Origin of the sequence: Klebsiella sp. X1-16S-Nf21, from assembly GCF_002837615.1 — a bacterium.
Classification (GTDB): Bacteria; Pseudomonadota; Gammaproteobacteria; order Enterobacterales; family Enterobacteriaceae; genus Klebsiella; species Klebsiella variicola.
On sequence record NZ_PJDK01000095.1, the window covers coordinates 1 to 16915 of the forward strand.

The following is a 16915-nucleotide window of genomic DNA, read 5'->3' on the forward strand; positions in this document are numbered from 1 at the left end:
TCTCACCCGCACTTTTGCTCCACGTCGTCATGATACGCGGTAATCGCCGCATCCCCCTTTTATAACAACGCGTTATCGGCAACTAAAAGCAAAAGTTCCGCCGCCTGCTGGCATCGGGGACGGGCCCGCCCTCCCGCCTTATCCGCCGCGGCCAGTCAGCGGATAAGGATATTGACGGCAAAGATTATCCGGGTGAATAATCCGGAGCGGTTATACCGCTTTCCCCTCGCGCCCGTCGCGACGCGCCGGGTAACGAATGACATAAGCGTTTCGTATGACCGGGATAAACTCCCGCCGATCAATACTCATTGCTGCTGTTTTATCTTGATTTTGCAGGGGCGCAACATTGCACGGCACCGTGTTACCACCACTCAAAAAAGGCTGGCAGGCTACGCTGGATCTCCGCTTTCAGCAGGCCGGAGGCAAGACCGTTCTCGCCAGCGCCCAACACGTCGGCCCGCTGACCGTCCAGCGCCCGTTTTACCCGGAAGAAGAGACCTGTCACCTCTATCTGCTTCACCCGCCCGGTGGCATCGTCGGCGGTGATGAGCTGACAATTAGCGCCCACCTTGACCCCGGCTGCCATACGCTGATAACCATGCCTGGCGCCAGCAAGTTTTACCGCAGCAGCGGTGCGCAAGCGCTATTGCGCCAGCAGTTGACCCTCGCCCCGCAGGCGACCCTGGAGTGGCTCCCGCAGGATGCCATCTTCTTTCCCGGGGCCAATGCCCGGCTGTCCACCACCTTTCATCTTTGCGCCTCCAGCACGCTGCTGGCCTGGGATCTGCTCTGCCTTGGCCGCCCGGTGATTGGTGAAACCTTCAGCCACGGCACCCTCAGCAACCGGCTGGAAGTGTGGGTGGATGAGATACCGCTGCTGGTTGAGCGCCTGCACCTGCAGGAGGGAGAGCTGTCCAGCGTCGCCGAATGTCCCTGGGTCGGCACTTTGCTGTGCTATCCGGCTACCGATGCCCTGCTCGACGGGGTGCGCGACGCGCTGGCGCCGCTCGGTCTCTACGCTGGCGCCAGCCTGACCGACCGCCTGCTGACGGTGCGTTTCCTCAGTGACGATAATCTGATTTGCCAACAGGTGATGCGCGACGTCTGGCAGTTTCTGCGCCCTCATCTCACCGGCAAATCCCCCGTACTTCCCCGAATCTGGCTGACTTAAGAGAACGTTATGGAACTGACCCCCCGAGAAAAAGACAAGCTGTTGCTGTTTACCGCCGCGCTGGTGGCGGAACGCCGCCTGGCCCGCGGCCTGAAGCTCAACTATCCGGAGTCCGTGGCCCTCATCAGCGCCTTTATTATGGAAGGCGCCCGCGACGGCAAAAGCGTGGCCTCACTGATGGAGGAAGGCCGTCACGTCCTGACCCGCGAGCAGGTGATGGAGGGCGTCCCGGAAATGATCCCGGATATCCAGGTCGAAGCCACCTTTCCGGACGGTTCGAAGCTGGTCACCGTTCACAACCCGATAATCTGAGGTAGCGCCATGATCCCCGGTGAATATCACGTTAAGCCCGGTCAGATAGCCCTGAATACCGGCCGGGCGACCTGCCGCGTGGTCGTTGAGAACCACGGCGATCGACCGATTCAGGTCGGTTCGCACTACCATTTCGCCGAGGTCAACCCGGCGCTGAAGTTCGACCGTCAGCAGGTCACTGGCTATCGCCTGAATATCCCGGCCGGCACGGCGGTACGTTTTGAACCCGGCCAGAAACGCGAGGTCGAGCTGGTGGCCTTCGCCGGTCACCGCGCTGTCTTCGGCTTCCGCGGCGAGGTCATGGGCCCTCTGGAGGCAAACGATGAGTAATATTTCACGCCAGGCCTATGCCGATATGTTCGGCCCCACCGTCGGCGACAAGGTGCGCCTGGCCGATACCGAGCTGTGGATCGAGGTGGAAGATGATTTGACCACCTACGGAGAAGAGGTCAAATTCGGCGGCGGCAAAGTGATCCGCGACGGGATGGGTCAGGGACAGATGCTGGCCGCCGACTGTGTCGACCTGGTGCTCACCAACGCGCTGATCGTTGATCACTGGGGGATCGTCAAGGCCGATATCGGCGTGAAGGACGGCCGGATCTTCGCCATCGGCAAAGCCGGCAATCCCGATATCCAGCCCAACGTCACCATCCCCATCGGCGCCGCGACGGAAGTGATTGCCGCCGAAGGCAAGATCGTCACCGCCGGCGGGATCGATACCCATATTCACTGGATCTGTCCGCAGCAGGCGGAAGAGGCGCTGGTCTCCGGCGTGACCACCATGGTCGGCGGCGGCACCGGCCCGGCCGCGGGCACCCATGCCACCACCTGCACCCCGGGCCCGTGGTATATCTCACGCATGCTGCAGGCGGCCGACAGCCTGCCGGTCAATATCGGCCTGCTGGGCAAGGGCAACGTTTCTCAGCCGGATGCCCTGCGCGAGCAGGTAGCGGCGGGCGTCATTGGCCTGAAAATCCACGAGGACTGGGGCGCCACGCCGGCGGCGATCGACTGTGCGTTAACCGTCGCCGATGAAATGGACATTCAGGTCGCCCTGCACAGCGACACCCTCAATGAGTCCGGTTTTGTGGAAGACACCCTCGCCGCCATCGGCGGGCGCACTATTCACACCTTCCATACCGAAGGGGCCGGCGGCGGCCATGCGCCGGACATCATCACCGCCTGCGCCCACCCGAACATTTTACCGTCGTCCACCAACCCAACGCTGCCCTACACCCTCAACACCATCGATGAACATCTCGATATGCTGATGGTCTGCCACCATCTGGACCCGGACATTGCTGAGGACGTGGCCTTTGCCGAATCGCGCATTCGCCGGGAAACCATCGCCGCGGAAGACGTGCTGCACGACCTCGGCGCCTTCTCGCTCACCTCCTCCGATTCGCAGGCCATGGGTCGCGTCGGGGAAGTGGTCCTCCGCACCTGGCAGGTGGCGCACCGCATGAAGGTGCAGCGCGGAGCGCTGGCGGAAGAGACCGGGGATAACGACAACTTCCGTGTGAAGCGCTACATCGCCAAATACACTATCAACCCGGCGCTGACCCACGGCATCGCGCACGAAGTCGGATCCATTGAGGTGGGTAAGCTGGCGGACCTCGTGGTTTGGTCACCAGCCTTCTTTGGTGTGAAACCGGCCACCGTGATCAAAGGCGGCATGATCGCCATCGCGCCGATGGGCGATATCAATGCCTCGATTCCGACCCCGCAGCCGGTGCACTACCGTCCGATGTTTGGCGCCCTGGGCAGCGCCCGCCATCACTGCCGCCTCACCTTCCTGTCGCAGGCGGCGGCGGACAACGGCGTTGCCGAACGGCTGAACCTGCGCAGCGCGATCGCCGTGGTAAAAGGCTGCCGTACGGTGCAGAAAGCCGACATGGTGCACAACAGCCTGCAGCCTAACATCACCGTCGACGCGCAGACTTATGAGGTGCGGGTGGATGGCGAACTCATCACCAGCGAGCCGGCAGACGTTCTGCCGATGGCGCAACGATATTTTCTGTTTTAAGGAGAGCGGATGCTTTATTTAACTCAACGTCTGGAGACCCCCGCCGCCGCGACCGCCAGCGTTACGCTGCCGATTGACGTTCGCGTCAAAAGCCGGGTTAAGGTCACCCTCAACGATGGCCGGGAAGCCGGTCTGCTGCTGCCCCGCGGCCTGCTGCTGCGCGGCGGCGATGTGCTCAGCAACGAAGAAGGCACCGAGTTTGTGCAGGTGATTGCCGCTGATGAAGGGGTGTCGGTAGTGCGCTGCGACGATCCGTTTATGCTGGCGAAGGCCTGCTACCACCTCGGCAACCGTCACGTGCCGCTGCAGATCATGCCGGGCGAGCTGCGCTACCATCACGATCACGTGCTGGACGATATGCTGCGCCAGTTCGGCCTGACGGTGACCTTTGGCCAGCTGCCGTTCGAGCCGGAAGCCGGCGCTTACGCCAGCGAAAGCCACGGTCATCATCATGCTCATCATGCCCACCACGCTCACAGCCACTAGCATGTCGACAGCGGAACAACGCCTGCGGCTGATGCAGCTGGCCAGCAGCAACCTGCCGATAGGCGGTTACAGCTGGTCCCAGGGGCTGGAGTGGGCTGTGGAAGCCGGCTGGGTGCCGGACGTCGCGGCCTTCGAGCGCTGGCAGCGACGCCAGATGACGGAAGGCTTTTTTACCGTTGACCTGCCGCTGTTCGCCCGCCTGTACCGCGCCTGCGAACAAGGCGATATCGCTGCGGCCCAGCGCTGGACCGCCTATCTGCTGGCCTGCCGGGAAACTCGTGAACTGCGGGAGGAAGAGCGCAACCGCGGCGCGGCGTTTGCCCGTCTGCTGAGCGACTGGCAGCCGGACTGTCCGCCGGCGTGGCGCACGCTGTGCCAGCAAAGCCAGCTCGCCGGGATGGCCTGGCTCGGCATGCGCTGGCGCATCGCGCTGCCCGAGATGGCCCTTAGCCTGGGCTACAGCTGGATTGAGAGCGCCGTGATGGCCGGCGTCAAGCTGGTGCCCTTCGGTCAGCAGGCCGCCCAGCAGCTGATTTTACGTCTTTGCGACCACTACGCGGCCGAGATGCCCCGCGCGCTGGCCGCGCCGGACGGCGATATCGGATCGGCCACCCCGCTCGCCGCTATCGCCTCGGCCCGGCATGAAACCCAATACTCTCGATTATTCCGTTCCTAGGAGAAGCCATGAACTCTTATAAACACCCGCTGCGCGTCGGCGTCGGCGGCCCGGTCGGCTCCGGTAAAACCGCTCTGCTGGAAGCGCTGTGCAAAGCGATGCGTGATACCTGGCAGCTGGCGGTGGTCACTAACGACATCTATACCAAAGAAGATCAGCGCATCCTCACCGAAGCGGGCGCGCTGGCGCCTGAACGCATCGTCGGTGTGGAAACCGGCGGCTGCCCGCATACGGCGATCCGCGAAGATGCCTCAATGAACCTCGCCGCCGTGGAAGCGCTGAGTGAAAAGTTCGGTAACCTCGACCTTATCTTCGTGGAAAGCGGCGGCGATAACCTGAGCGCCACCTTCAGCCCGGAGCTGGCGGATCTGACCATCTACGTCATCGATGTGGCCGAAGGGGAGAAGATCCCGCGCAAAGGCGGACCGGGGATCACCAAATCCGATTTTCTGGTGATCAATAAAACCGACCTTGCCCCCTATGTGGGCGCGTCGCTGGAGGTGATGGCAAGCGATACCCAGCGTATGCGCGGCGATCGCCCATGGACCTTCACCAACCTGAAGCAGGGCGACGGCCTGAGCACCATTATCGCCTTCCTCGAAGACAAAGGCATGCTCGGCAAATAGGCCTGTTGCACCAGCCGGGCGCAGGCGCGTCCGGATGGTGCAACCCCTGCTCTCTCTTCTCTCACCCTGCACCACCCTCCCCGCCACGCCTGCCCTGCAATATGGCATAAGGTTTGCTAATTCAAGTCATGCCTAACCATTAAGGAATGACTATGTCATCACTGGATCTCAACCCTGAATTACCTGCGACAACGCGGACTTCCGGCTCCCGGGAAACCTTAGAAGATTACACCTTACGTTATGCCCCGCTGAGCTTCCGCCGCTGGGGACCGGGCGTCGTCGCGGTCACGGCGCTGGGCGGCATCGCCTACCTGGCCGACTTTTCCATCGGCGCCAGCATCGGTATGGCCTGGGGCACCAGCAACGCCATCTATTCGATCCTGGTGGCGGCGCTGGTGATCTTCCTCACCGGCATTCCGCTGGCGATCACCGCCGCGCGCTACAACATTGACCTTGACCTGATCACCCGCAGCGCCGGCTTCGGCTATTTCGGCTCGGTGATCACCAGCATTATTTTTGCCGGCTTCACCTTTATCTTCTTCGCCCTCGAAGGCTCGATCATGGCCCAGGGGCTGCTGGTGGGCCTCGGGATCCCGCTGTGGATGGGGTATCTGATCGCCACCCTGATGGTGCTCCCGCTGGTGGTCTATGGCATGAAAGCCCTGACCCGCCTGCAGGTATGGACCACCCCGCTGTGGCTGGTGCTGATGGTGGTGCCGGTGGTGTGGCTGATTGTCAAAGATCCGCAGCTGGTGGACGGCTTCCTGCATTTCGCCGGTAAAAACAGCGCGTCGACGGTGGATATCACCGCCATCATGCTCGGCGCCGGGGTATGCCTGTCGCTGATCATGCAGATTGGCGAGCAAATTGATTACCTGCGCTTTATGCCGCCTAAGACCGCGGAGAACCGTAAAAGCTGGTGGCTGGCGGTCTTTTCCGCCGGCCCGGGCTGGGTGGTGTTAGGCGCGATCAAACAGATCATCGGCGCCTTCCTCGGCTTCTATCTGTTGACCCGTTTCCCGGCGGTGCACAATACCGAACCGGTGCAGCAGTTCGTCAGCGTCTTCGATAACCTGGTGCCCGGCTGGCTGGCCCTGACGCTGGCGGTGGTGCTGGTGGTGATCTCGCAGATCAAAATTAATGTCACCAATGCCTACTCCGGCTCGCTGGCGTGGACCAGCGCCTGGACCCGCACCACCAAACGCTATCCGGGACGGATTATTTTTGTGGTAGTCAACCTGGCGATTGCCCTGGCGCTGATGGAAGGCGATATGTTCAGCGCCTTGTCGTGGATCCTCGGCTTTTACTCCAACTTCGCCATCGCCTGGGTCGTGGTGGTGGCGACCGACATCACCTTTAATAAAGGCTTGCTCAAGCTGGCCCCGGCGCAGCCGGAGTATCGTCGCGGCATGATCTACAACGTTAACCCGGTGGGCGTGGTCTCCTTTGGTCTGGCCGCCGGGCTGTCGATCTGCGCCTTCTTCGGCCTGCTGGGCGCGACGCTGGCGCCGTTCTCGCCGCTGATTGCGCTGGTCGTCGCCTTTGTCATGACCCCGCTGATGGGGATCCTTACCCGCGGGCGCTACTATATTAAGCAGGTGGATGACGGCATCGCCGAGCCGCGCTATGACGCGGCGGGGAACGCCTCCACCACCGTGTATCAATGCGTTAGCTGTGAGGAAGAGTACGAGCGCCCGGATGTGATGCACTCACACAAGCATCAGGGAGCCATCTGCTCGCTGTGTAAAAGTATGGAGTAGTCAGGAAGGCAGGCCGACGTGACGTCGGCCTGTTTCAGGATGCGTTAGGCGGCAGGCAGCTCGGCCAGCGGCCAGCGCGGGCGAACCGTCACGCCGAGCTCGGCTTTGGCGCCGGTTTGCAGACGCACCATGCCGGCGTAGGCGATCATCGCGCCGTTGTCAGTACAGAACTCAGGGCGGGCGTAGAACACCTCGCCGCCGCGTTTTTGCATCATCTCCGCCAGCTTCGCCCGCAGGGTACGGTTGGCGCTCACGCCTCCCGCCATCACCAGACGCTTAAAGCCGGTTTGCTCCAGCGCGCGGCGACATTTAATCATCAGCGTATCGACGACCGCATCCTCAAATGCCCGGGCGATGTCGGCGCGGGTTTGCTCATCGTCGCCATTATTACGAATGGTGTTGGCGGCGAAAGTTTTCAGGCCTGAGAAGCTGAAATCGAGCCCCGGGCGGTCGGTCATCGGCCGCGGGAAGACAAAGCGGCCTTCGGTACCCTGAGCGGCCATTTTCGACAGCATCGGCCCGCCGGGATAATCCAGTCCCAGCAGTTTCGCCGTCTTATCAAAGGCTTCGCCCGCCGCATCGTCAATCGACTCGCCCAGCAGTTCATACTGACCAATACCAGTGACGCTAATCAACTGGGTGTGGCCGCCGGAAACCAGCAGCGCGACGAACGGGAACGCCGGTGGGTTATCTTCCAGCATCGGCGCCAGCAGGTGCCCTTCCATATGGTGTACCGGGATCGCCGGCACGTTCCAGGCGAAGGCCAGCGACCGGCCAACGGTCGCCCCGACCAGCAGCGCGCCGACCAGGCCAGGACCCGCCGTATAGGCGACGGCGTCGATATCTTTCGCCGTCAGACCGGCTTCTTTCAGCGCCGCCTGGATCAGCGGCACCGTTTTGCGCACGTGGTCGCGCGATGCCAGCTCCGGCACCACGCCGCCGTAGTCCGCATGCAGTTTCACCTGACTATACAGTTGGTTGGCTAACAGACCTTGCTGGTCGTCATAAATCGCGATGCCGGTTTCATCGCAGGATGTTTCAATGCCCAGTACACGCATGAGTTGTTTTACCTCGCTTCAATACCGCGCAGTGTAGGTCCAATGACCGGCGATGTAAAACTTTGCTCACCCCTGGTGCTCTCTTCGTGTATACTCCTCACCCTTATAAAAGTCCCTTTCAAAAAAGGCGCCGGTGCTTTACAAAGCAGCAGTAGTTGCAGTAAAATTCCGCACCATTTTGAAATAAGCTGGCATTGCGGCCAGCGGCAAACCGAATTAATCAAAGGTGAGAGGCACATGCCGGTAATTAAAGTACGTGAAAACGAGCCGTTCGACGTAGCTCTGCGTCGCTTCAAGCGTTCCTGCGAAAAAGCAGGTGTTCTGGCGGAAGTTCGTCGTCGTGAGTTCTATGAAAAACCGACTACCGAACGTAAGCGCGCTAAAGCTTCTGCAGTGAAACGTCACGCGAAGAAACTGGCTCGCGAAAACGCACGCCGTACTCGTCTGTACTAATCTGTTGAGAGCGACGCTCTCAATTCAGACCGAGTTGTAGTTGTAAGGCCGTGCTTCCGAAAGGAATGCGCGGCTTATTTTCGTTTATAGTCATCAGAAATAACGGGGCTTATGGCTGGACGAATTCCACGTGTATTTATTAGCGATCTGCTTGCCAGAACCGACATCGTCGATCTGATCGATGCGCGGGTAAAGCTGAAAAAGCAGGGCAAAAATTTTCACGCGTGCTGTCCGTTCCATAACGAAAAAACCCCCTCTTTCACCGTCAACGGTGAAAAACAGTTTTACCACTGCTTCGGCTGCGGGGCGCACGGCAATGCTATCGACTTCCTGATGAACTACGACAAGCTCGAGTTCGTGGAAACGGTCGAAGAGCTGGCCGCCATGCACAACCTTGAAGTGCCTTATGAAGCAGGCAACGGACCCAGCCAGATAGAGCGCCATCAACGGCAGAACCTCTACCAGTTACTGGATGGGCTGAATGCGTTTTACCAACAGTCTCTGATGCAGCCCGCCGCCGACCCTGCGCGCCAGTACCTGGCAAAACGGGGGTTAAGCAGCGAGGTGATTACGCGCTTTGCCATCGGCTATGCTCCCCCGGGTTGGGATAACGTTTTAAAACGTTTTGGCGGCAATCAGGAAAACCGCCAGTCGCTTATTGATGCCGGCATGCTGGTCACCAACGATCAGGGACGCAGTTACGACCGCTTCCGCGAACGGGTGATGTTCCCCATCCGCGATAAGCGAGGCCGGGTAATTGGGTTTGGCGGACGAGTGCTGGGCGATGCCCTGCCGAAGTATCTGAACTCCCCGGAAACCGACATATTCCATAAAGGCCGTCAGCTGTATGGCCTGTATGAAGCGCAGCAGGACAATCCCGAACCACCGCGTTTGCTGGTTGTCGAAGGGTATATGGACGTCGTGGCGCTGGCGCAATACGACATCAACTATGCCGTGGCCTCGCTGGGCACCTCGACCACGGCCGACCATATCCAGCTGCTGTTTCGGGTGACCAATAACGTCATCTGCTGCTACGACGGCGACCGGGCCGGCCGCGATGCCGCCTGGCGCGCGCTGGAGACGGCGCTGCCGTACATGACCGATGGCCGCCAGCTGCGTTTTATGTTTCTGCCTGACGGCGAAGACCCGGATACGCTGGTGCGTAAAGAGGGCAAAGCGGCGTTTGAGGCGCGGATGGAGCAGGCTCAGCCGCTCTCCACGTTCTTGTTTAACAGCCTGCTGCCGCAGGTCGATCTGAGTACCCCGGACGGGCGCGCGCAGCTGAGCACGTTGGCGCTGCCGCTGATAACCCAGGTCCCGGGCGAAACGCTGCGCATCTACTTGCGTCAGGAGCTGGGCAACAAGCTGGGCATTTTAGATGACGCACAGCTTGAACGTTTAATGCCAAAACAGTCTGAAAATGGCGCGCCGCGTCCCGCGCCACAGCTAAAACGCACGACCATGCGTATACTGATAGGACTGCTGGTGCAAAACCCGGATCTGGCGCCGTTAGTCCCGCCGCTGGAGGGACTGGACTCGCGCAAAATGCCAGGCCTTAGCCTGTTCAGCGAGCTGGTGAAAAGCTGTCTGGCGCAGCCTGGTCTGACGACCGGGCAACTTTTAGAGCAATATCGCGGCACAAAAGAGGCTGCAACCCTTGAAAAACTGTCGATGTGGGACGATATAGCAGATAAAGATATCGCTGAAAAAACCTTCACCGACTCGCTTAACCATATGTTTGATTCACTGCTGGAACTGCGACAGGAAGAGTTGATAGCTCGCGATCGCACACACGGTTTAAGCAGTGAAGAACGCCGGGAACTCTGGACCATCAGCCAGGAGCTGGCGAAAAAATAAATGACAGACAATATCCTTCACGTTGTATCAAAGCAGTAAGAAAACGCAGAACAACGCGAGGGAAAAGTATTTAACGGCTTAAGTGCCGAGTATCGATCGGGAAGCCCCCGACAGCCGCGCAGAGGCGCAGCGGCAATAATATAAGTACGCCCTCGCTTTAAATGTCGACAGCCCGCCTGCCGACACCAATCAAACGAATTAAGTGTGGATACCGTCTTATGGAGCAAAACCCGCAGTCACAGCTGAAGCTTCTTGTCCAACGTGGTAAGGAGCAAGGCTATCTGACCTATGCCGAGGTCAATGACCATCTGCCGGAAGATATCGTCGATTCCGATCAGATCGAAGACATCATCCAAATGATCAACGACATGGGTATTCAGGTGATGGAAGAAGCACCGGATGCCGATGATCTGATGCTTGCCGAAAACACCGCGGATGAAGATGCTGCCGAAGCTGCCGCGCAGGTGCTCTCCAGCGTGGAATCCGAAATCGGACGCACGACCGACCCGGTGCGCATGTACATGCGTGAAATGGGTACCGTAGAGCTGCTGACCCGTGAAGGCGAAATCGACATCGCCAAACGCATCGAAGATGGGATCAACCAGGTCCAGTGCTCCGTTGCCGAATACCCGGAAGCGATCACCTACCTGCTTGAGCAGTACGACCGCGTCGAAGCGGAAGAAGCCCGTCTGTCCGATCTGATCACCGGTTTCGTCGATCCGAACGCCGAAGAAGACATGGCGCCGACCGCCACGCACGTTGGCTCCGAGCTGTCTCAGGAAGAGATGGATGACGACGAAGACGAAGATGAAGATGACGACGCCGACGACAACAGCGATGACGACAACAGCATCGACCCAGAGCTGGCCCGTGAGAAGTTCGCCGAGCTGCGTACCCAGTACGAGCTGACGCGCGACACCATCAAAGCCAAAGGTCGTAGCCATGCCGCCGCCCAGGAAGAGATCCTGAAGCTGTCTGAAGTCTTCAAACAGTTCCGCCTGGTGCCGAAGCAGTTCGATTACCTGGTCAACAGCATGCGCAGCATGATGGATCGCGTTCGTACTCAGGAACGTATCATCATGAAGCTGTGCGTTGAGCAGTGCAAAATGCCGAAGAAAAACTTCATCACGCTGTTCACCGGCAACGAAACCAGCGAAACCTGGTTCAACGCTGCGGTGGCAATGAACAAGCCGTGGTCCGAGAAGCTGCTGGAAGTGAAAGAAGACGTCCAGCGCGGCCTGCAGAAGCTGCAGCAGATCGAAGAAGAGACCGGCCTGACTATCGAACAGGTGAAAGACATCAACCGTCGCATGTCCATCGGTGAAGCGAAAGCCCGCCGTGCGAAGAAAGAGATGGTGGAAGCGAACTTGCGTCTGGTTATCTCTATCGCCAAGAAATACACCAACCGCGGTCTGCAGTTCCTCGACCTGATTCAGGAAGGCAACATCGGTCTGATGAAAGCGGTTGATAAGTTCGAATACCGTCGCGGCTACAAGTTCTCGACCTACGCTACCTGGTGGATCCGTCAGGCGATCACCCGCTCCATCGCGGATCAGGCGCGCACCATCCGTATTCCGGTGCATATGATTGAGACCATTAACAAGCTCAACCGTATCTCCCGTCAGATGCTGCAGGAGATGGGCCGTGAACCGACCCCGGAAGAGCTGGCTGAGCGGATGCTGATGCCGGAAGACAAAATCCGTAAGGTGCTGAAGATCGCCAAAGAGCCTATCTCCATGGAAACGCCGATCGGCGACGATGAAGATTCGCATCTGGGGGATTTCATCGAGGATACCACCCTCGAGCTGCCGCTGGATTCCGCGACCACCGAGAGCCTGCGTGCTGCAACGCACGACGTGCTGGCCGGCCTTACCGCTCGTGAAGCGAAAGTCCTGCGTATGCGTTTCGGTATCGACATGAACACCGACCACACGCTGGAAGAAGTGGGTAAACAGTTCGACGTTACCCGCGAACGTATCCGTCAGATCGAAGCGAAGGCGCTGCGTAAACTGCGTCACCCGAGCCGTTCTGAAGTGCTGCGTAGCTTCCTCGACGATTAATCGTCGCGGGGCATCGTCTACAGCCTGTTAAAAAGCTCCCTGCGGGGAGCTTTTTTTATGGCGTTCAGGTGGCCATCCGGGGACAGTCGCCTCTCTCCGCTACTGGCCGCGGGTCGCCAGGGCATCATCCAGTTCACGATAGGCCGCCACCAGCTTATCGAGCGTCGCCCGGTTTAAGCCGCTGGGATTGGGCAGCACCCAGACCTGGGTCGTCCCGATGGTCATAGCCTGTTTCCCCCACTTCGCGCCGCGCTGGTTAAAGGCGAGCTCGAAGGCCTGCTTGCCGAGCACCGCCAGCGCCTGCGGCTGATACTCCTCAATCTTCCTCACCAGCTCACGGCCACCGCTGCGCAGCTCCTGCAGGGCGACCTCGCTGGCCTGCACCGTCGGTCGCTCTACCAGCATGGTGATGCCGCAGCGCGTATCCAGCAGCTGCAGCTCCTCTTCCGGCCTGAGCTGCCGATCGGTGAATCCGGCCTGATGGATGACCTTCCAGAAGCGATTGCCAGGATGGGCAAAATGAAAGCCGGTATGGGCGGAGGACTTCCCCGGGTTGATACCGCAAAAGACAACGCGCAGGCCCGGCGCAAGGATATCGCTAATCATGTTTTCTCCGGCTGTATGGCTAAAACATGATTATAAAGGATTGAAAATGCATTGTTTATAAAAACAGCAGCTGCGCGCTTTACGCTGGATTGCAACCGTCAGTTACTTTATAATCCCTCGCCACGGCCCCTTAGCTCAGTGGTTAGAGCAGGCGACTCATAATCGCTTGGTCGTTGGTTCAAACCCAACAGGGGCCACCAGATATCAAGGGCTTACGTGCAAACGTAGGCCCTTTTCCTTTTCAGCCTTCCCTGAAGAGAACAGCGATCGGCAAACCACTGGCTTAACCTGGACCTGCGCTTATGCCGACAGGCGCCGAAGACGCCCGCCGGGTATACCGCACTATTTCAGCCCAACGCTCAGGAGGTCGGTAATGCCATCATGTGGTACTTATTGCCATTGAAGTTAAAGAAACCGACGTCTTCGAACTGGTTGCGGGTATGAAACGCATACGAGCGCGGGTTCAGTACATTGACGAAAGTAACGATGACGGGATAACGCGGGGCGAACACCTTGCGCTGATACTCAAGCAGCAACTCGCCCACGCCCTGACCACGATACTCTTCTGCGACGCAGATGGGGCCATACTGATATGAGCTAGCCGCATCCAGTTTTTTCCCCTGGTAGCGATATTCGTTGAGAATACTTGCCATATATTTAAACATGGGCCAGGGGCTGAGAAATTCCCACGATCCGCCGAGCAACAGGCCAATAACCTTGTTACATGAACGATCAACAGCGATCACTACACCACTTTCGGCTGAACTCAGTTCGCTTAATTGCTGCTGCGTCATATCGGTGGTGACAAATCCATTCGCCCGCTGCTCGCCTGCAAGATTTTTAGCGTGATAGCGCTCCAGCAATTGTTTCACCTCAGGGATGTCTACGTCTTGCGCCAGACGAATGACGATATTTTCATTGACCATTGCCATTTCATACTCCTGTAAAATATTTTACTGAAAGCGTCACCATCATCGCACCGACGGTGACAAACAGAACTTTGCGAATGATTTCACCATTGGTTTTAATGGCGGGCAGAACCATAAGCGCCATGTACCTCTGCATTTTTTGCTTCAATATAATCAGTACAGGCGGGAATGATGGAGGACTGGGTGATTTGCCGGATATAAAATTGCGGTAGTTTCCATATTACATAACAGTCCTCTTCAAGCCTTTTCCTGAATTCGTCTGTTGGTATGGGAAGCGCGTCTTTGATACGATCGGCGATTGATAGAATAATTCCATTCTTCATAAACATACCCTGTCCTGAAGCTACCAGTATAATAAGATTTGTTTCACTATTTATCTGAATAACGCATTCAGATATTTCCATTTCATTCTAAATAGTGCGGTCAATTTATAACGCAGATTTATTAACCCCTTCAAGATAGCGGATAAAATCCAGACGATCTTTCTACCTTGCGAGCTGATTACAACCCTTTAAATTTTAACTACATAATTTTTATAAAACTTTATCCTGCCGGGATAAAGCTGAATCAGTTCAGCTAAATATTGTCAACAATTCATTAATAACAAATAGAAATAAGATATATCAACATTAGCAATGCTACTGGATACGACGTTTCTCAAGTCAGTTCAGCGATGCGGGCAATTGCGCATTTCCATCCCTGCAGCCCTCAGGATCGTGGATGTCGAACGGCCCGACCTGACGGTCGCGTTCATTCGGTCTACCACGAGGGCGTGGCGTAATACCGGCATACTCATAGACAGGTTAAGTTGTCAGGAATGAAAGACAGTGATTGCCCTGCCACCGCTGCCATTGACACGATAGTTGCCGCGTCTGCATTAATAGCTAACTCAAGCAAGAAGCGGGCTTTGCGAATTTTTTAGCTGTGCCCATTCTTTTTCCTGCAGGTGGCTAGCCAGCATTAACGTGCAAGCCAAATGTTGGTGAATTGCTTATCCGCAATGAATGTGGCATAACACCGGTCCATAATAGAAAGAGTTTCCTTTTCATATTGTTGGCGCAACATCGAGGATTTGCTGATGCAATTAACGGTTCTGGTTGATAATAATACATTAATTGACAGGTATCTTGTCGGTGAGCCTGGTGTATCCTATCTGATTGAGCATGATGGACAAAAAATCCTTTTCGATACCGGATATTCGGATGTTTTTTTGCAGAATGCGCAAACGTTGCAAATTGATTTAACCACCATCGATAGTATCGTTTTATCGCATGGGCATAACGATCATACCTGGGGCCTCAATCATTTAACCCAACATTATGATCGCCTAAATTTCACGCCTGAGAGAAAGATAAACTTAGTTTGCCATCCAGATGCATTAAACCCAAAGTATTTTGATGCAAAATCTATAGGGATCAACTACAGATTCGATCAAAATGATCTCTTCTTCGATAAAATTTGCAGCAAAAAACCTTATCCACTCACTGAAAACATCATCTTTCTTGGTCAAATACCAAGGGACAATAAATTCGAGATGCTGACACCGGTAGGCCAAACGGTGGATGATAACGGCGAAATCACTGATGATTACGTTATGGATGATTCTGCGTTGGCAATAAAGACAGAAGAGGGACTGGTGGTAGTCACAGGCTGTTCTCACGCGGGAATAGCTAACATTATCGAATATGCCAAACAGGTTACCGGAGAGAATCACATTGTGTCGGTCATTGGCGGATTCCATCTGCAAAATGCCGATGAAGATCGCCTCACGCAGACAGGGGATTATCTTAAAGCATTATCCCCAGATTCCCTCTATCCATGCCATTGTACCGATCTTGCGGCTAAGATTAGCCTGGCGCGTTTTATCAAAATCAACGAGGTCGGCGTTGGGCTAAAACTAGATTTTTCTGCCGCCGGGAAATGAATGCAAAAGAAGGTAGCCGGCACGCAGGAGAGCAAACGGCAGCAGCGGCAGCAACCAGGCTCGTTAAAATTCAGGTCAATATCTGAAAAATAACCATAGCCTGCACCAGCTGATCGAAATCAATACTCCCCTCTCGCCCCTCTTATATATAACCCGTTGACTCACAAAAAGGATGAAATGATGAAAATGCGGGATATATCAATCAGTACCTGTCTGGCACTGTTATTAATGGGTTGCGTAGCTAAACCGCCAATGGCGACGGAAAGTGAAATGAAAGAGGCCGCCGCCTTTGCTTTTAATGTCGATGCTTCACAGGTGACAATTTCCGATGCGAAGCAGCAGGATGTGAAAACCAATTTTGTGGCCACCATCGGCAAAACCAGCCATCGATGCTATGTGACAAAAGCCGCCGAGCCGAAACTTTACGGGCTGATCCCACTGGGCGGCGGCAGTACCGTCTCGGATGCCATCTGTGCCGGCAGCAACCCGACGCCAGCGAGCAAAACCTGCGACGCCCTGTCGAAAAAAGCGGGCCGCTGCTGAGCCTTTGCGCAGGAGAAGGCCGCTGACTGCACACTTAGTCACTTTTCCTGCCGCTTTACCGCGGTCGCTTAATTCAGCGACCGCACCTGCTGATAAGAATTGAGCCGTTCACGCAGCGAAGTCAGCCAGGCATCTGGCTCCTGGCGGCAGATTTCGGTGAGGATCGGCGTCAGCACCAGTTCAGCTTCATGAAAGTCGGTCCACTCCGGCGGCTGCAGAGAAAAAGGATCGTTCATCAACCAGATCACCATCGGCGTCCAGGTGCGCGGGTCCAGTTGCAGATAATCCTGACAGCGCATCATATCGCGAGTCCGTACCTCATCGGGTGCGATATTCTTTCCCGCCGCGACGCTACTTATTGCCAGAATGATTATTCCTGCCATCAGACGTTTCCAACCCCATTTTCGCCAGAGGGCGCGCTTTTCTTT

General features: G+C 56.9%; 20 protein-coding genes and 1 tRNA gene. 15 read left to right on the top strand and 6 right to left on the bottom strand.

What is annotated here, in order from left to right; all coding sequences use genetic code 11:
- The first annotated feature begins 104 nt into the window (after window positions 1-104).
- Complete coding sequence (locus tag CW267_RS31625) at window positions 105-200, top strand: hypothetical protein (protein WP_046881937.1); 96 nt, start codon at window positions 105-107, stop codon at window positions 198-200.
- A 10-nt stretch (window positions 201-210) separates the two neighbouring features.
- Here the strand turns inward: CW267_RS31625 and CW267_RS26815 are convergent, their stop codons facing one another.
- Window positions 211-357, bottom strand: coding sequence for a hypothetical protein (locus CW267_RS26815; protein ID WP_012540536.1), 147 nt, complete (start codon window positions 355-357; stop codon window positions 211-213).
- Here CW267_RS26815 and CW267_RS26820 point away from each other — a divergent pair.
- The 8 genes from CW267_RS26820 to CW267_RS26855 all read left to right on the top strand — a co-directional run bounded on the left by CW267_RS26820 (window position 347) and on the right by CW267_RS26855 (window position 7057).
- Window positions 347-1171 carry an urease accessory protein UreD gene (locus tag CW267_RS26820; RefSeq protein WP_012540535.1) on the top strand — a complete coding sequence of 275 codons (825 nt, stop codon included), beginning with the start codon at window positions 347-349 and terminating at the stop codon, window positions 1169-1171. The two genes, CW267_RS26815 and CW267_RS26820, sit on opposite strands and share 11 nt — an antisense overlap.
- A gap of 9 nt (window positions 1172-1180) precedes the next feature.
- On the top strand, window positions 1181-1483 hold the full coding sequence (locus tag CW267_RS26825; RefSeq protein WP_002916871.1) for an urease subunit gamma: 303 nt from the start codon (window positions 1181-1183) through the stop codon (window positions 1481-1483).
- Window positions 1484-1492: 9 nt separating this feature from the next.
- Window positions 1493-1813, top strand: a complete 321-nt coding sequence (locus tag CW267_RS26830; RefSeq protein WP_008806532.1) for an urease subunit beta — start codon at window positions 1493-1495, stop codon at window positions 1811-1813.
- On the top strand, window positions 1806-3509 hold the full coding sequence (ureC, locus tag CW267_RS26835) for an urease subunit alpha (protein ID WP_008806533.1): 1704 nt from the start codon (window positions 1806-1808) through the stop codon (window positions 3507-3509). Before CW267_RS26830 ends, ureC begins: the two co-directional genes overlap by 8 nt.
- A gap of 9 nt (window positions 3510-3518) precedes the next feature.
- Window positions 3519-3995 (top strand): urease accessory protein UreE, encoded by a 477-nt coding sequence (ureE, locus tag CW267_RS26840; protein ID WP_008806534.1) that lies wholly within the window; start codon window positions 3519-3521, stop codon window positions 3993-3995.
- Between the two features lies 1 nt (window position 3996).
- Complete coding sequence (locus CW267_RS26845) at window positions 3997-4671, top strand: urease accessory protein UreF (RefSeq protein ID WP_046621544.1); 675 nt, start codon at window positions 3997-3999, stop codon at window positions 4669-4671.
- Between the two features lie 8 nt (window positions 4672-4679).
- Complete coding sequence (ureG, locus tag CW267_RS26850; RefSeq protein WP_002916877.1) at window positions 4680-5297, top strand: urease accessory protein UreG; 618 nt, start codon at window positions 4680-4682, stop codon at window positions 5295-5297.
- Between the two features lie 152 nt (window positions 5298-5449).
- The gene (locus tag CW267_RS26855) at window positions 5450-7057 is read left to right on the top strand and encodes a purine-cytosine permease family protein (RefSeq protein WP_032731264.1); all 1608 of its coding nucleotides are present in this window, start codon (window positions 5450-5452) and stop codon (window positions 7055-7057) included.
- 44 nt (window positions 7058-7101) lie between these two features.
- On the opposite strand, the gene tsaD is transcribed toward CW267_RS26855, so the two are convergent.
- On the bottom strand, window positions 7102-8115 hold the full coding sequence (tsaD, locus tag CW267_RS26860; RefSeq protein WP_008806537.1) for a tRNA (adenosine(37)-N6)-threonylcarbamoyltransferase complex transferase subunit TsaD: 1014 nt from the start codon (window positions 8113-8115) through the stop codon (window positions 7102-7104).
- A 237-nt stretch (window positions 8116-8352) separates the two neighbouring features.
- On the opposite strand from tsaD, the gene rpsU reads away from it, so the two are divergent.
- The 3 genes from rpsU (at window position 8353) to rpoD (ending at window position 12485) form a co-directional block, all read left to right on the top strand.
- On the top strand, window positions 8353-8568 hold the full coding sequence (gene rpsU, locus CW267_RS26870; protein WP_001144069.1) for a 30S ribosomal protein S21: 216 nt from the start codon (window positions 8353-8355) through the stop codon (window positions 8566-8568).
- 111 nt (window positions 8569-8679) lie between these two features.
- Complete coding sequence (dnaG, locus tag CW267_RS26875) at window positions 8680-10425, top strand: DNA primase (RefSeq protein WP_008806538.1); 1746 nt, start codon at window positions 8680-8682, stop codon at window positions 10423-10425.
- Between the two features lie 218 nt (window positions 10426-10643).
- The gene (rpoD, locus tag CW267_RS26880) at window positions 10644-12485 is read left to right on the top strand and encodes an RNA polymerase sigma factor RpoD (protein ID WP_008806539.1); all 1842 of its coding nucleotides are present in this window, start codon (window positions 10644-10646) and stop codon (window positions 12483-12485) included.
- A 99-nt stretch (window positions 12486-12584) separates the two neighbouring features.
- Here rpoD and mug read toward each other — a convergent pair whose 3' ends face one another.
- Window positions 12585-13091 carry a G/U mismatch-specific DNA glycosylase gene (mug, locus tag CW267_RS26885; RefSeq protein WP_002917636.1) on the bottom strand — a complete coding sequence of 169 codons (507 nt, stop codon included), beginning with the start codon at window positions 13089-13091 and terminating at the stop codon, window positions 12585-12587.
- A 124-nt stretch (window positions 13092-13215) separates the two neighbouring features.
- Between mug and CW267_RS26890 the strand changes: the two genes are divergently transcribed.
- Window positions 13216-13291, top strand: a tRNA-Ile gene (locus tag CW267_RS26890).
- A gap of 159 nt (window positions 13292-13450) precedes the next feature.
- On the opposite strand, the gene CW267_RS26895 is transcribed toward CW267_RS26890, so the two are convergent.
- Window positions 13451-14023, bottom strand: a complete 573-nt coding sequence (locus CW267_RS26895) for a GNAT family N-acetyltransferase (RefSeq protein ID WP_008806541.1) — start codon at window positions 14021-14023, stop codon at window positions 13451-13453.
- Between the two features lie 92 nt (window positions 14024-14115).
- On the bottom strand, window positions 14116-14349 hold the full coding sequence (locus CW267_RS26900; RefSeq protein WP_008806542.1) for a hypothetical protein: 234 nt from the start codon (window positions 14347-14349) through the stop codon (window positions 14116-14118).
- A 749-nt stretch (window positions 14350-15098) separates the two neighbouring features.
- On the opposite strand from CW267_RS26900, the gene CW267_RS26905 reads away from it, so the two are divergent.
- A complete protein-coding gene (locus CW267_RS26905; RefSeq protein WP_008806543.1) occupies window positions 15099-15944 on the top strand; it encodes an MBL fold metallo-hydrolase in 846 nt (281 codons plus the stop codon).
- Window positions 15945-16214: 270 nt separating this feature from the next.
- A complete protein-coding gene (locus CW267_RS26910) occupies window positions 16215-16487 on the top strand; it encodes a hypothetical protein (protein WP_032691249.1) in 273 nt (90 codons plus the stop codon).
- A gap of 68 nt (window positions 16488-16555) precedes the next feature.
- Here the strand turns inward: CW267_RS26910 and CW267_RS26915 are convergent.
- A partial coding sequence (locus tag CW267_RS26915; RefSeq protein ID WP_227521873.1) for an HdeA/HdeB family chaperone occupies window positions 16556-16915 on the bottom strand: 360 nt, incomplete at its 5' end.